Annotated in this window: 15 protein-coding genes; 4 read left to right on the forward strand and 11 right to left on the reverse strand. The window is 68.0% G+C overall.

Going from position 1 to position 14,553, the window contains the following annotated elements; translation table 11 throughout:
- Nucleotides 1-25 precede the first annotated feature (25 nt).
- The 4 genes from JNJ68_RS05860 to ubiA form a co-directional block, all read right to left on the reverse strand.
- Nucleotides 26-1,504, reverse strand: a complete 1,479-nt coding sequence (locus tag JNJ68_RS05860) for an NAD-dependent succinate-semialdehyde dehydrogenase (RefSeq protein WP_294980117.1) — start codon at nucleotides 1,502-1,504, stop codon at nucleotides 26-28.
- Between the two features lie 183 nt (nucleotides 1,505-1,687).
- Entirely contained in the window at nucleotides 1,688-2,017 is a 330-nt protein-coding gene (locus JNJ68_RS05865) for a hypothetical protein (protein WP_294975935.1), read from the reverse strand.
- Nucleotides 2,018-2,019: 2 nt separating this feature from the next.
- Nucleotides 2,020-4,044, reverse strand: coding sequence for an OmpA family protein (locus JNJ68_RS05870; protein ID WP_294980119.1), 2,025 nt, complete (start codon nucleotides 4,042-4,044; stop codon nucleotides 2,020-2,022).
- Between the two features lie 70 nt (nucleotides 4,045-4,114).
- Nucleotides 4,115-5,089, reverse strand: coding sequence for a 4-hydroxybenzoate octaprenyltransferase (ubiA, locus tag JNJ68_RS05875; RefSeq protein ID WP_294980121.1), 975 nt, complete (start codon nucleotides 5,087-5,089; stop codon nucleotides 4,115-4,117).
- Between the two features lie 12 nt (nucleotides 5,090-5,101).
- Here ubiA and JNJ68_RS05880 point away from each other — a divergent pair, with 12 nt between their 5' ends.
- The 4 genes from JNJ68_RS05880 (at nucleotide 5,102) to pepT (ending at nucleotide 9,226) form a co-directional block, all read left to right on the forward strand.
- The gene (locus JNJ68_RS05880; RefSeq protein WP_294980124.1) at nucleotides 5,102-5,821 is read left to right on the forward strand and encodes a 16S rRNA (uracil(1498)-N(3))-methyltransferase; all 720 of its coding nucleotides are present in this window, start codon (nucleotides 5,102-5,104) and stop codon (nucleotides 5,819-5,821) included.
- Complete coding sequence (locus JNJ68_RS05885) at nucleotides 5,818-6,369, forward strand: hypothetical protein (protein WP_294980126.1); 552 nt, start codon at nucleotides 5,818-5,820, stop codon at nucleotides 6,367-6,369. The genes JNJ68_RS05880 and JNJ68_RS05885 overlap by 4 nt, the downstream gene beginning before the upstream one ends.
- A 261-nt stretch (nucleotides 6,370-6,630) precedes the next feature.
- Nucleotides 6,631-7,977 carry a glutamate--cysteine ligase gene (locus tag JNJ68_RS05890; protein ID WP_294980129.1) on the forward strand — a complete coding sequence of 449 codons (1,347 nt, stop codon included), beginning with the start codon at nucleotides 6,631-6,633 and terminating at the stop codon, nucleotides 7,975-7,977.
- A gap of 10 nt (nucleotides 7,978-7,987) precedes the next feature.
- Entirely contained in the window at nucleotides 7,988-9,226 is a 1,239-nt protein-coding gene (gene pepT / locus JNJ68_RS05895; RefSeq protein ID WP_294980132.1) for a peptidase T, read from the forward strand.
- A gap of 79 nt (nucleotides 9,227-9,305) precedes the next feature.
- Here the strand turns inward: pepT and plsY are convergent, their stop codons facing one another.
- The 7 genes from plsY to moaB all read right to left on the reverse strand — a co-directional run bounded on the left by plsY (nucleotide 9,306) and on the right by moaB (nucleotide 14,553).
- Nucleotides 9,306-9,920, reverse strand: coding sequence for a glycerol-3-phosphate 1-O-acyltransferase PlsY (gene plsY, locus JNJ68_RS05900; protein ID WP_294980134.1), 615 nt, complete (start codon nucleotides 9,918-9,920; stop codon nucleotides 9,306-9,308).
- Nucleotides 9,921-9,923: 3 nt separating this feature from the next.
- Nucleotides 9,924-11,198: a dihydroorotase gene (gene pyrC / locus JNJ68_RS05905; RefSeq protein WP_294980136.1), complete on the reverse strand. Its 1,275-nt coding sequence runs from the start codon at nucleotides 11,196-11,198 to the stop codon at nucleotides 9,924-9,926.
- Nucleotides 11,199-11,260: 62 nt separating this feature from the next.
- Entirely contained in the window at nucleotides 11,261-11,788 is a 528-nt protein-coding gene (locus JNJ68_RS05910) for a hypothetical protein (protein ID WP_294980138.1), read from the reverse strand.
- A complete protein-coding gene (locus JNJ68_RS05915; protein WP_294980140.1) occupies nucleotides 11,785-12,228 on the reverse strand; it encodes a hypothetical protein in 444 nt (147 codons plus the stop codon). Before JNJ68_RS05915 ends, JNJ68_RS05910 begins: the two co-directional genes overlap by 4 nt.
- Before the next feature lie 115 nt (nucleotides 12,229-12,343).
- Nucleotides 12,344-12,883 carry a hypothetical protein gene (locus tag JNJ68_RS05920; protein WP_294980141.1) on the reverse strand — a complete coding sequence of 180 codons (540 nt, stop codon included), beginning with the start codon at nucleotides 12,881-12,883 and terminating at the stop codon, nucleotides 12,344-12,346.
- Nucleotides 12,884-12,915: 32 nt separating this feature from the next.
- Complete coding sequence (locus JNJ68_RS05925; protein WP_294980143.1) at nucleotides 12,916-13,878, reverse strand: aspartate carbamoyltransferase catalytic subunit; 963 nt, start codon at nucleotides 13,876-13,878, stop codon at nucleotides 12,916-12,918.
- Nucleotides 13,879-14,010: 132 nt separating this feature from the next.
- Entirely contained in the window at nucleotides 14,011-14,553 is a 543-nt protein-coding gene (gene moaB / locus JNJ68_RS05930) for a molybdenum cofactor biosynthesis protein B (RefSeq protein WP_294980145.1), read from the reverse strand.

Genomic DNA, 14,553 nt, shown 5'->3' on the forward strand with positions numbered 1-14,553 from the left:
CCTTGTGGAACCATCGTCTGCCCGGTCAGACCGACAGGCAGACGTATTTCAGCTCCATGTAGTCGTCGATCCCGTGGCGCGACCCTTCGCGCCCGAGGCCCGACTGCTTGACCCCGCCGAAGGGCGCCATCTCGTTGGAGATCAGGCCGGTGTTCACGCCCACCATCCCGTATTCCAGCGCTTCCTGCACCCGGGTGATCCGCCCGATGTCGCGGGCATAGAAATACGACGCCAACCCGAAGATCGTGGCATTCGCCAGCTCGATCACCTCTTCCTCGGTGTCGAACCTGAACAAGGGCGCGAGCGGCCCGAAGGTTTCCTCGGTCGCCACCTTCATGTCGGGCTTCACCCCAGTCACGACCGTCGGCTGGAAGAACGACCCGCCCAGCTCGTGCCGCTTGCCCCCGGTCACGACCTTGCCGCCCCCGGCCAGCACGTCGGCGATATGCTCCTCGACCTTGTCCATCGCGGCTTCGTTGATCAGCGGGCCGGTGGTAACGCCAGCCTTCAGCCCGTCGCCGATGGAAAGCTTCTCGACCGCCGCCGTCAGCTTCTTGGCGAAGGCGTCATAGACCCCGGCCTGCACGTAGATCCGGTTGGCGCAGACGCAGGTCTGGCCGTTGTTGCGGAACTTCGAGATCATCGCCCCTTCCACCGCCAGATCCAGATCGGCGTCGTCGAAGACGATGAAGGGCGCATTGCCGCCCAGCTCCATCGAGCATTTCAGCACCTGGTCCGCCGCCTGTTTCAACAGGATGCGGCCCACCTCGGTCGACCCGGTGAAGGTCAGCTTGCGGATCAAGGGGTTCTCGCAGAACTCTTTCCCGATGTCCGACGACCGCTTCGAGGTGATGACCGAGAAGAGACCCGCCGGAACCCCTGCGCGCTCCGCCAGAACCGCCAGCGCCAGCGCAGACAGCGGCGTCTCCGCCGCCGGGCGCGCCACGAAACCACAGCCCGCCGCAAGGGCAGGGGCGACCTTCCGCGCGATCATCGCATTGGGGAAGTTCCAGGGCGTGATCGAGGCCGCAACCCCGATGGGCTGCTTCAGCACATGGATGCGTTTGTCGCGCTGGTGGCCGGGGATGATGTCGCCATAGGTGCGCTTGGCTTCCTCGCCGTAGAACTCGATGTAGCTGGAGCCATAGGCGATTTCGCCCTTGGCCTCGGCCAGCGGCTTGCCCATCTCGGCGGTCAGGATCGTCGCCAGGTCGTCCTGGTTCGCCATGCACAGGTCGAACCACTTGCGCAGCACCTGCGCGCGTTCCTTGCCGGTGCGCTTGGCCCATTCGCGGTGCGCAGCATGGGCAGCCTTGATCGCGCGGGCGGCTTCCACCCGGCCAAGGTTCGGCAACTGGCAGATCACGTCGCCACGAGCGGGGTTCGTCACCGGGAAGGTTGAGCCGTCGTCGGCTTCGATCCACTCGCCAGCGACATAGGACTTGAACACCAGAAGCGACGGGTCTTTCAGCAGCGATGCGAGATCGGTCACGGAATCGAGCATGGGTGGGCCTCCTTATGCTTTGGGCAGACAGGTGCCATGCGGGGCAGGGTATGTCCAGTTCCAAGGCCAGCTTCAGGCCAGGCCTCGGTCAAATCCCCGGCAAGCTGGACTTGTTCCGACAGGGGGCCGCAAATCTCTTCGAAAAGATTTGCCGAATTCCTTCGAAGGAATTTGCCCCGCCCTTCACCCGTTCGCGTGCATCCGCTCGATATAGGCCCGCATCTCCTCGGCCTCGTGCCTTGCGTCGCGCAATCCCTCCATCGCGGCCTTCAACTCGGCCTCGGTCTGGCTGATGTGGTTGGTCAGTTCCGCCTCGCGCTGCTCGAGATAGGCCAGCGCCTGGTCGCGCAGTTCCTCCGCCTCGTGCAGCGACTGCGCCAGCTTGTCCATCTCGGCCATGTCGCCGCCCTGGACCCTTGTGAAGCGGTGCAGAAGCCAGTGGGTGAACCAGCCCATCGCGAAGGCGACCAGCAGGATGATGGCGGTGGCGACAACGAATTCGGTGCGGTTCATCTTTATTCCTCGGCCTTCAGGCCTTCGGGGCGGGGCTTCGGAGCCATGGTCTTTTCGGTCGGGGCGACCGAGGGGCTGGTATCGCCCGAGAAATCGGGGCCGGAGGCGGCGGCGTCTTCCGCCGGGGCAGGGGCCACTCCGCCCTCCGCGCCGGGGGCGGTCTCGGTGCTGTCCGCCTCGACACTGGCGACCGTGCTGCCCTTCAGCACGAATTCGATCCGCCGGTTGGCCTCGCGGCCTTCCTCGGTCTGGTTGTCGGCAATCGGCTGCGCCTCGCCATAGCCAAGCGCCGTCATTCCGGAGACATCCACCCGACGGCCCTGCAAGGCCAAGAGCACCGCCTCGGCCCGCGCCTGGGACAGCGCCTGGTTGCCGCCCTCGGACCCCTGGCTGTCGGTATGGCCACCGATCTCCATCTGCATCGGCGGGCAGTTCGACAGGATCGCCGCCAGCTCGTCCAGCACCGGCCGCGCCGTGGTGGCGATCTCGGCCGAGGACGGCGTGAAGGTGATCTTCGTCCGCGCGATCACCGCGTTCACATTCGCGGCGCATTCCTCGGGCGTGGGCAGGCTGGCGATCGGGTCCAGCGCCTCGTCATAGCGCACATTGACCCGGAAGGTCTCGCCCTGGCCCAGCTCCTCGGACAGGATCTGCGTGATCCGCCCCCGCGCCTCCTTCGAGCCGGTGACCCCCGTCACTTCCACCAGGTCGGCCCGCACCAGGAGCCTGCCGTGCTCGACCTCGGCCAGCGCCTTCAGCCCCGCCAGCACCCGCACTGGCCAACCGTCGGGCAGCGTCTCGTCCACCCGCGTCGCGGTCCGCACCTCGGCCCCGGCAAAGGCCGAGCGCGCGAAGGCATCCACCGCCTGCCGCTGCATCTCGTCGGTCAGCCGCCCGCGCAGCTCTACCCTGCCGTCCTCGGCCAGCACCGCGGTGAACTCCGCCGGACCCTCGGTGGCGGTTTCCTTCTTCTCCAGCGTCGATGTCAGCGAGAAGACGTCCGGCAGTCCGGTCTCAAGATCCCCCACCACCTTGTCGAATGTGGCCTGCGGCACCTCGCTGCCCGCCAAGAGCGTCACATCCGCGTCGGAGAAGGTGATCGACCCCGACCCCAGCTCCTTCACCGCCGTCATCGCCAGCGCGACCGCCTCGGCCCAACGCGGCGTCGGGGTGCCAAGGCCCAGCTGGCAGACGGGAGAGCCCTCGACCCCCGCAGCAGCCGCCGCCCGCAGGATCTGCCCCCGCGCCCGTTCCGTATCCGCCGAGCAGCTGTCGAACCGCGCCCCCTCGGCATCGACCACGAAGCGCAGGGTGAAGGGCGTGATCACCGGGCGCGGGGCCGAGATGTCCAGCACCAGCCGAACCTCCTCGGGTGCGATGGCGCGCAAATCGCGCTCCAGCTGGCGCTTCTGCTCCTCGCTGTCGGCGATGGCCTTGACCTCGACGCGGTCGGCGCTGACCGAGACCTTGGACAGTTGCAGCCGCTCCAGCGCCTTGAGCCCGAAGGCCAGGGCCTCGTTCCAGTGCGCCGGGGCGGGATAATCCGCCGTCTCCAGCATGTCGGGCAGTTCGCTCCCCTGCGCCAGCGCCGCCGCCGCCGCCGCAAGGTCCTCTTCGCTCATCCCGCCGTCGCCGGGGGTTTCCGGGATCAGCCCGCTCAACTGCACCTCGTCCTCGGTCCGCAGCATCTCGACCGAGAACTTCGGCGCCTCGATCCCGGTCGTCGGCGCCACGTCCAGCCGGTCGCGAATGCGCGAGCTGTCGATGACCTCGCCCACCTTGTTCACCGCCCGGAACCGCGCCGCTTCGTTCGGTGCGGTCCCCGTGAGCCGCACCTGCAACCCCTCGGTGGTGACGGTGATCCAGTCGATCTTCTCGGCATGAAGCCTTGCCGTCACCGCTTTCTCGGTCCGCTGTTCGATCACCAGCGCCGCGCTGTAGGCGACCGAGAACATCACCCCGGCGGCCAGGATGAAGGCCAGAAGCGCCAGGGTGGTCGGGTTGAGCTTGCGAAGATGAGGCAGCAACAATGGACTTCCGATAGACTCAGGCGCCTTGAGCGCGCCCCCTGCTTCCTAGGGGTTCGCGCGACCGGGTTCAACCAAGCCATGCGGCAGCGGCAAGAAACGGCAAGGGGATCAGCCCGGCGTCCCGGTTCGACCAGAATGTCGTCCGGCATGACGCCGGGTCATCCAGGTCCAGATGGCGCATCTGCCAACCCATTTGCAGCCCCATCGTCCAAACGCCCGCCAGCGCCACGACGAAGGCCAGCGGCCGATGCGCCCCGGCATGGGCCAGCACCACGGCAAGGGCGAACAGCACCAGCGTCACCGCGAAGAATCCCCAGAGCCAGGCACGGCTCTGGTCGCCAAACAGCCGCGCCGTGGATTTCACGCCGATCAGTGCGTCATCCTCGATGTCCTGATGCGCATAGATCGTATCGTAATACAGAGTCCAGGCGATCCCCGCCGCGTACAGCGCCACTGCCGCCGGAGGCACCTCGCCCGCATGGGCCGCCCAGGCCAGCAGCGCGCCCCAGTTGAACGCCAGCCCCAGGAAAACCTGCGGCCACCAGGTGAAGCGCTTGGCAAAGGGATAGATCGCGACCAGCGCCAGAGAGGCGACCCCCAGCCCCACCGCCAGCCAGTTGTAGCTGAACAGGATCGCCGCCGCCGCCAGCGCCTGCGCCGCCATCCAGGCCAACGCCCCCCTCACCGTCACCTGACCCGAGGGCAGCGGCCGCGACCGCGTCCGCGCCACCTGCGCGTCGATGTCCCGGTCTGTGATGTCGTTCCAGGTGCAGCCCGCTCCGCGCATCAGGAACGCCCCGACACCACAGGACAGCGCGAGCCACAGGTCCCAGCCCCGGAACCCTCCGACGCCCCCCGCCAGAGCCAGCGCCCAGAGACAGGGGATCAGCAGAAGCCAGGTTCCGATCGGCCGGTCCGCCCGGCTCAGTCGCAGATAGGGCCGCGCCGGACCCGGGGCATAGAGGTCCACCCAATTCGCCTTTGGCGCATCCGCGACCTGGCCGGAAGGGGCGGCCTCTGGCAATTCGGGCGCTTGGCTCATAGGTTCATGCTCATGGATGCAAAGATCAGGCTCTATGTAGATCAGCCCCTTGCCCCGGGGCAAGCGGTGCGCCTGTCGCCGGAGCAGGCGCACTACCTGACCGGCGTCATGCGGCTTGGCACGGGTGCGGCCATCCTGCTCTTCAACGGCAAGGATGGCGAATGGCGTGCCACCTTGGCAGAGGCGACGAAACGCAGCGCCATCGTCATCTCCGACACGCAGACCCGGCCCCTCCAGCTGCCTCCCGACCTCTGGCTCCTCTTCGCGCCGATCAAGAAGGCCCGCACCGATTTCATCGTCGAGAAGGCGGTCGAACTTGGCGCCGCCCGCATCCTCCCCGTCCAGACCCGCCACACCAACGCCGAGCGCATCCGGCAGGACCGTCTGCAAGCCCATGCCATCGAGGCCGCCGAACAATGCGGCGCGACCCATGTTCCCGAAGTCACCGACCTCCAGCCCCTCGACAGGCTCCTGACGAAATGGCCCGCAGACCGCCGCCTCTACTGGTGCGACGAGACTGCCCTCGACCAACCTGCCACCATCGCCCCCACCCGAGGCCCCGCCGCCATCCTGATCGGCCCCGAGGGCGGCTTCTCCGCCGAGGAGGCCGGGAAGCTGCGCGGCAAGCCCAACGTCATCCCCCTCAGCCTCGGCCCGAGGATCCTCCGCGCCGACACCGCCGCCGTCGCCGCCCTCACCCTCTGGCAGGCCGCCTGCGGGGACTGGCGTTGAGCTTCATCCGCCCCGAACTGGCCGCAGCCGCCCTTCGTTGGCGCGAGGTGCTGGTCGCAGCCAGTCTGGCCCTGCTGGGGCTCTGGACCGCCACGCGAGGCGGCTACTTCCTCACCCCCCTCGGCCTGGCGCTCCTTGCCATGGGTGCGGGCTGGGCACACACCGCCTGGCGACGGCTGCGCTTTCAGCAAGAGGGCGAAGCCCCTGGCATCGTCCGCGTCACCGAGGCGCAGATCGCCTATTACGGCCCGCGCGTCGGCGGCTTCGTCGGACTGCCGGACCTGGTGGAGCTTCGCCTCCTCACGCTGCGTGGCCGCCGTATCTGGAAGCTGAAACAGGCCGACGGCCAGCTTCTGCACATCCCGGTCGAATCCGACGGGGCCGAGGCGCTCTTCGACGCTTTCGCCACGCTGCCCGGCATCGATATGGCCGCACTGGTCGCCGCCCTTGGGTCCGACGCTCCCCCTTCGGACAGTCGCGTGATCGCGCTGGCCGAGGTCGACCGCCTGATCTGGGCCCGCAAAGGCGCCGGCATGGTCCCGGTCTAAAAATTTTCTAGAAAATTTTTAGACCGGAGGGCTCGCCAAAGGACCGGCAAACGCGACAATTCATCTGTTCAAATCCTAACAGAACTATAACGTCCGCGCGCAACCCGTTGATTCTGTTGCGACGGATTTCCTGTCCACCGTGGACAGCCCGCCAACTCCCTTCGCGCCCCCTTGACTTGCCCCCCGCCCCCTGACACCGCTTGGCGTCCGGTTTTGAAGGCCGGACCCCAGCCGAACCAGCGCAGTCCCGGAGCCCGTTCCATGTCCATCCCTCAGTCCGGCGGCGGACCCATCGAAAGCTTCGACCAGCTCGCCGCCTACATGGAGTCCGGCTGCAAGCCCGCCGCCGACTGGCGCATCGGCGCCGAGCACGAGAAATTCGGCTGGCTGACCGACACCCGCCTGCCGCTCCCCTATGCCGGCGACCGCTCGATCTCGGCGATATTCGCCCAACTCGAATCCCGCTACGGCTGGCACCCGCTCCGCGAGGGCGAGCATGTCATCGGCCTCACCCGGAACGGGGCCAACATCAGCCTGGAACCCGGTGGCCAGTTCGAGCTGTCCGGCGCGCCCCTCACCTCGACGCTGGATGTCGGGGCCGAGCTGCAAAACCATCTGGACGAGGTCCGTTCCATCGCCGAGCCGATGGGGGTCAGGTTCATGGGCATCGGCGCCGCCCCCGAATGGACCCACGACCAGATGCCGGTCATGCCCAAGGGCCGCTACCGCCTGATGACCGACTACATGGGCCGAGTCGGCACCCATGGCACGCAGATGATGTACCGCACCTGCACCGTGCAGGTGAACCTCGACTACGGCTCGGAAGCCGACTTCGTGCAGAAGCTCCGCGTCGCGCTGGCCCTGCAACCCGTCGCCACCGCGCTCTTCGCGTCCTCGCCCTTCTTCGAGGGCAAGCCGAACGGGTTCCGCAGCTGGCGCAGCCGGATCTGGCGCAGCCTCGACGCCAGCCGCACCGGGATGCTGCCCTTCGTCTTCGACAAGGGCATGGGCTTTCAGCGCTATGTCGACTGGGTGCTCGACGTGCCGATGTACTTCGTCTACCGCGACGGGAAATACATCGACGCGCTGGGGCAGAGCTTCCGCGATTTCCTGGCCGGAAAGCTTCCGGCGCTGCCGGGCGAAAAGCCCACGCTCTCTGACTGGGCCGACCACATGACCACCGTCTTCCCCGAGGCGCGGGCGAAGAAGTTCATCGAGATGCGCGGCGCCGATTGCGGCGATCAGACGCATATCGCAGCACTGCCTGCCTTCTGGGTCGGGCTGATGTATGACCAAACCGCGCTCGATTCCGCCTGGGACCTGGTCAGGGGCCTCGACGCCGAGACCCGCGAAGGGCTGCGCGTTGCCGCCTCCGTCTCGGCCCTGCAAGGCGAAGCCGGAGGGGTCAAGCTTCTTGACCTCGCCCGCGCTGCGGTGGGCCTCTCCCATGCGGGGCTGGTCGCGCGGGGCCTGGGCGAAGAAGTCCAGCTCCTCCCGCTGGTCGAAAGCCTGAAGACCGGCAAGGTCCAGGCGGACAACTGGCTCGACCTTTACAACGGACCCTGGGGCCACAGCCTGACCCCGCTTTACGACGCCGCCTCGCTGTAAGGGACCCATCATGCGCACCGAATTCGACCGCGAGCTGGAAGAGCGTCTCATCCGCTACTGCACGATCGATACCCAAAGCGACGAAGACAGCAAGACCGCCCCCAGCACCGCACGGCAGTTCGACCTGCTGAACCTTCTGGTCGAGGAACTGCGCGCGATCGGGGCCGAGGAGGTGACGCTCACCGACTACGGCACCGTCCTTGCCACCGTCCCGGCAACGGCCAAGGGGCCGACCATCGGCTTCCTGGCCCATGTCGACACTGCCCCCGCTTTCAATGCCACCGGGGTCAAGCCGCGCGTGATCCGGGGCTACAACGGCGGGCCGATCCGCTTTCCCGATGCGCCCGATCTGGAGCTTTCGCCGGAGGATTCACCCTATCTCGGCACCCGGCTTGGCCATGACATCATCACGGCCTCGGGCACGACGCTTCTGGGCGCGGACGACAAGTCCGGTGTCGCGGTCATCATGGCCGCCGCGCGGCACCTGATTGCCAACCCCGGCATTGCGCACGGGCCAATCCGCATCGCCTTCACCCCCGACGAGGAAATCGGGCGCGGGGTCGATCCCCGGCTGGCCAATGATATTCAGGCCGACTTCGCCTATACTCTCGACGGCGGGGCGGCGGGCGAGATCGAATACGAAAGCTTCTCCGCCGACGGGGCCGTGGTGAAGATCGAGGGCGTGTCCGTCCATCCGGGCACGGCCAAGGACAAGTTGGTCAATGCATTGCACCTTGGGGCCAAGGTCATCGCCACCCTGCCGCAGGCGCGCCTGACCCCCGAGACGACCGCAGACCGCGAGGGCTTCCTCATGATCTACGAAATGCGTGGCACGGCGGCAGAATGCGAGTTGCGCTTCATCCTGCGCGACTTCGAACTGACCGGGCTGGCCGCGAAGGGCGCGCTCCTGCGTCAGGTCTGCGAGGCGGTGGCAGCGACCGAGCCCCGGGCAAAGGTCACCTGCGAGATCAAGCCGCAGTATCGCAACATGCGCTACTGGCTGGAAAAGGACATGGCGCCGGTCGAACTGGCGCAAGCGGCCTGCCGTGATCTCGGGGTCGAGCCGGTGTCGGTCCCGATCCGCGGCGGCACCGATGGCTCTCGCCTGACCGAGATGGGCGTGCCCTGTCCGAACGTGTTCACGGGCATGCAGGAACTTCACGGCCCACGCGAGTGGATTTCGGTTCAGGACATGGCGCTGTCGACGCGGGTGGTGCTTCGGCTGGTGGAACGCGCGGCGCAGGGTTGAGGATCAAGGTTGCCGGATCGTAACCTCGGCATCCGACCCATTGATTTCATTGGATCGAAAATCACGCCACGCATGGCGGTCAGCTGGTCTTCTTCCGCCCGATCCGCGGCTCGGTCCCCGCCTTGATCCGCTTCAGATTCTCGGAATGCCGGACATAGACCAGCACCGTCAGGACCAGCGCCAGCACCAGGAGGCTGCCGTCGGTCAGCCAGAGGATCCACCCCCCCGCACTCGCCGCCGCCACCAGCGCGGCAATCGACGAGACCCGCGTCACCGCTGCCGTCACCAGCCAGGTCAGGCACAGCGCGACCCCGACCCGCCAGTCGAGCGCGAGGAAGAGGCCGAGGAAGGTCGCCACCCCCTTGCCGCCCCTGAACCCCAGCCAGACCGGGTAGAGATGTCCGATAAATGCGGCAAATCCCGCTACCTGCGCCGCGTCCTCTCCGACGAACCCGCGGGCGAGCAGCACCGCCGCCGCTCCCTTGCCGCCATCGAGGAGAAGCGTCGCCAGCGCGGCGCCCTTGTTCCCCGTCCGCAGCACGTTCGTGGCCCCGATGTTGCCCGACCCGATGGAGCGCAGGTCCCCAAGCCCCATCGCCCGGGTGACGAGGATGCCGAAGGGAATCGACCCCAGCAGATAGCCCAGCACGGCAGTCAGCAGCAGGACGCCCTGCGAGGTCACCAGTTCAGGCATGGGTCAGTCTTCCGCTGCAAAGACCTGGGTCCCGCCGACCCAGGTTGCCAGCACCTTACCCTCCATCCGTGCGCCGTCAAACGGGGTGTTCTTCGACTTCGACCGCAGTTTGAAGCGGTCCATCAGGAAGGGCGCGTCGGGATCGAAGAGCACCAGGTCTGCGGGCGCCCCCAGCGCCAGCCGCCCCTGCGGCAGGCCCAGCCGGTTCGCCGGGTTCAGCGCCATTGCCCGGAAGAGCGAGGGCAGGTCCAGATGCCCGGCATGGAAAAGCCGCATCGCCGCCGGAAGGAAGGTTTCCAGTGCGACGGCCCCCGGTGCGGCCTCCTCGAAGGGGAGGCGCTTCGATTCCTCGTCGGCGGGGGTGTGCATCGAGGAGATCACGTCGATGGTGCCCTCGGCCACCGCCGCCACCATCGCCAGCCGGTCCTGTTCCGACCTGAGCGGTGGAGTGAACTTGAAGAAGGTCCGGTAATCGCCCACGTCGAATTCGTTCAGCGTCAGATGGTGGATCGAGGTCCCGGCCGTCACGTCCAGCCCGGCGGCCTTGGCGCGGGTCAGCGCGGGCAGGGCGCGGGCGGAGGTGATCTGGTCGGCGTGGTAGCGCACCCCCGTCAGCTCGGCCAGCGCCAGGTCGCGCTCCAGCCCCATCCGCTCGGCCATCGGCGACACCGCCGGGATGCCGCGCAGGCTGGCGAACTTGCCGGAGGTGGCCGAAGCCCCGGAAGAGAGGCCGGGATCCTGCGGATGGCCGACGACCAGCGCGCCCAGCGACCGGGCATAGGCCATGGCGCGGCTGACGCCCTTCGCCTCGGTCGAGACGCGGAAGACATCGGTGAAGGCGATGGCACCCGCGTCGCGCAGGAAGCCGATCTCGGTCATCTCGCGCCCCTCGCGGCCCTTGGTGAGCGCGGCCATGTGGCGGATGCGGACCGGGGCCCCGGCCGCGCGGCGGGTGACGAATTCCAGTGTCTCGGGCGTGTCGATGGCGGGGGCGGTGTCGGGCCGGGCGATGATCGTGGTCACGCCACCCGCCACCGCCGCCTGCCCAGCCGAGCCGAAGCTTTCGCGGTGCCGCTCGCCCGGCTCGCCGATCTTGACGCCCCAGTCGACGATGCCGGGGGCGAGACACTTGCCGCCGCAGTCGATGATCCCCGCACCCTTCGGGGCCTTCGCGTCGCGCGACAGAATAGCACCGTCCTTCACCGTCAGGCTTCCCGTGGTATCGGTCCCGGCCTCGGGGTCGATCAGGCGGGCGTTGGCGAAGTGGAGCGTTGTCATGGGCGGTCCGTCCGAAGGGCTGGCCCGATATGCGACGGCTCGGGCGGCTTGTCCACCGGAACTCACCCCAGAGCGAGCCAGAGCGCGACCAGCGCCACGAGGACGAGGGCCGCTCCCAGAAGCAGGAAGGCCGAGGTCGGACGCTGCGGCGTCCGGTCGGGCGGCAGGTCCGGGATCAGCGTGCCTTGGGCGCCGGCGGTGGGCAGCGGCTCGAAATGTACCGGCGGGCGCTCCTCGGCATAGGTGCCGACGAGCGTCAGGCGCGGGTCGGGCGTGAGGGTTGCGGCACGGCCATGCAGCGCCTTGGAGAGCAGGATCAGCACTGGCCCGGTCACAGCCTCCAGCCGTGCGCGGTCGGCGGCAAGGGCGGTTTCGGGCACGCCCAGGCCCTCGGCCAGGTAGCCCGCGAGCCCGAGGCCGGAGAGGTCGGCCAGGTCGAAAAGCTCGACGAAGGCGGGGTCGAGGTCCGGGTCGCCGAGCAGTTCTCCCACAAGCCGGGTCTTGTCGCGCTTCAGGTCCTCGGGGGTCAGGCGGGCGGCAAAGACCCGGACGCCGTGCCGGTCGTTGGCGGGAATGGTGAGCGTGGTCATCGGCGATCCCCCATGATGCGGGCGGCGGTGGCGGCGGGGTCGGCCTGGTATTTGATCAGGGCGCGGTCGCCGGTCGCGGTGGTGATCTGGACGGCGCCGAGGAAGGGCCGGGCGGAGCGCAGTTGTGCCAGCGGGACCGCCCGGCCACCGGGACCGAGCAGCCGCCGGTCGGTCAGCCGCCAGGTCTCGTTGAGCGCCTCGGACGCCAGGTAAGCCGCCCGCGCGCCGATGGCGAGTACCGCGCCCAGGGGACCGGCGACGGGCCAGGGGTTGCCCAGCCAGACCAGTATCAGCCCCGCAGCTGCCCCGAGGACCACCGCCATGATCAGGTGGCTGCGCCAATAGGCCGACCGGTCGGCGCGGAACTCGGCGACGAGGGACTCGCCCTCCTGCAAGGGGGTGACGGTGCCGAGGATGGGGTCGGGTTCGATCCGGGCCATCAGGCGATCCAGACGAAGATGGTGGTGAAGACGGCGATGAAGACGAGGACGGCCGCGGCCACCATGCCGCCCTGGCGCATCTCCTCCCTGGTGGGCTTGCGGCCGGGGTCGGGGGTCATGGGGCTTTGTCCTGAAGGTCGCGGATCATGAGGAACACCTTCTCGGCTTCGGCGATGTTTTCAAAGCCCGATTTGGTGGTGCCGAGATCGCCATCCGAGTCGCGTTCGAGCCGGGCGTGCAGCCAAACCGTACCGGCGCGCGGACCCGGCTCCAGTTCCAGCGCGGTGTAGGGCAGGATCGGGTAGACCTTGAGGCTGGGAAATCGCCCTTGCCGCATGACATAGGCGGCGCGGGTGGTCAGCGCGTAACGGATGTCGCGATGGGCGGTGCGGGCATGGATGAGCGGGCCGAAGACGAGGAAGGCCCCGAGCCCGCCGAAGGGCAGGGCGAAAGCGGTGAGGAAGAGCGCAAGCCCGGCGTCCGAGGTGGTGGGGGCCTGTGTCAGCCGGTGCAGGCCGAAGAGGAAGAGCGCGACGCCGAGGGCGAGGAAGGGCAGGCCGAAGACCATCAGGAAGACCGCCTTGCTGCGCTGGTGCAGGCCGGGGACGGGGGCGCCTTCCCAGAGGACGGTTTCGTTGGGGCGGAGGGGAATCATGAGACGGAAACCGCGCGCCGGTCCGCCGTCCCTCACACCATCATCCCCACGATCTTCCGCCCCCGCTCGGCCCGCAGGTTCCGGGCCAGCAGGTCCATGCAGGCCATCCGCACCGCAACGCCCATCTCCACCTGGTCCTGGATCACGGAACGGTTGATGTCGTCGGCCAGGTCGCCGTCGATCTCCACCCCTCGGTTCATCGGGCCGGGATGCATGACGATGGCGTCCGGCGCGGCGTGGCTGAGCTTCTCGGCGTCGAGGCCGTAGCGGTGGTAGTATTCGCGTTCCGAGGGGATGAAGCCGCCGTCCATCCGCTCCTTCTGGAGCCGCAGCATCATCACCACGTCGGCGCCTTTCAGCCCCTCGCGCATGTCGTCGAACAGCTCGCAACCGAAGTCCTCGACGCCCGAGGGCATCAGGGTCGGCGGGGCGATCAGGCGCAGCCGGTTTTCCATTTTTCCGAGCAGGATCAGGTTGCTGCGGGCCACCCGGGAATGGGCGATGTCGCCGCAGATGGCGATGGTCAGGCGCTGCAACCGGCCCTTGGCGCGGCGGATGGTCAGCGCGTCCAAGAGGGCCTGCGTCGGGTGCTCGTGCCGCCCGTCGCCCGCGTTCAGGACCGCGCAATCCACCTTCTGCGCCAGAAGGTTGACCGCGCCGGAAGCCCCGTGCCGCACCACCAGCAGGTCCGGGTGCATCGCGTTCAGCGTCATCGCGGTGTCGATCAGCGTCTCGCCCTTTTTCACCGAAGAATTGGCCACCGACATGTTCATCACATCCGCGCCCAGCCGTTTGCCCGCCAGTTCGAAACTGGACTGGGTGCGGGTCGAGTTCTCGAAGAAGAGATTGATCTGCGTCATCCCCGCCAGCACGTCGGACTGCTTCACCGTGCGGCGGTTCAGGTCGACATAGCGCTCGGCCAAGTCGAGGACCGTGGTGATCTCCAGGGGCGCGAGGTGCTCGATCCCCAGAAGATGGCGGGCGCGGAAGGCCATGGTCGTCCCCTTGTCCGGTTTGGCCCTCTATCGCAAAGCCAAGGGGGCACGGCAAGCGGTCTGCTCGTCTGTAACTTCGTTCCTCCTCGCGGGCGCATCCCCGACGAGAAGCCGAAGGCACACGAGGAGGTGTTACTTGCGCTTCAGGTGTTCTTCCAAGCGCGGCATGATCTCGACGAAGTTACAGGGGTGGTGGCGGCTGTCGAGTTGCGGCTTCAGGATCTCGTCCCAGGCGTCGCGGCAGGCCCCGGGAGAGCCGGGGAGGGCGAAGAGATAGGTGCCTTGGGCGACGCCTCCGGTCGCGCGGCTTTGCACTGCGCTGGTGCCGATCTTCTGCATGGAAACCACCGTGAAGACGGTCCCGAAGGCCTCGATCTCCTTCTCGTAGACCTCGCGGTGCGCCTCCACCGTGACGTCGCGCCCGGTGAGACCGGTGCCGCCGGTGGTGAGGATCACGTCCACTTGCGGGTCGGCAATCCAGCCTTTGAGGCGGGCGACGATCGCGGGCCGGTCGTCGGTCACGATGCCCCGGTCGGCCAGCACATGCCCGGCCTGCGTCAGCCGGTCGACCAGCGTGTCGCCGGATGTGTCCGTCCCGGTCGTGCGGCTGTCGCTGACGGTCAGGACGGCGATGCGGACCGGGTGGAAGGGCAGGCTCTCGTCAATGCGGGACAT

This window comes from Tabrizicola sp., assembly GCF_016793705.1.
GTDB lineage: Bacteria > Pseudomonadota > Alphaproteobacteria > Rhodobacterales > Rhodobacteraceae > Tabrizicola.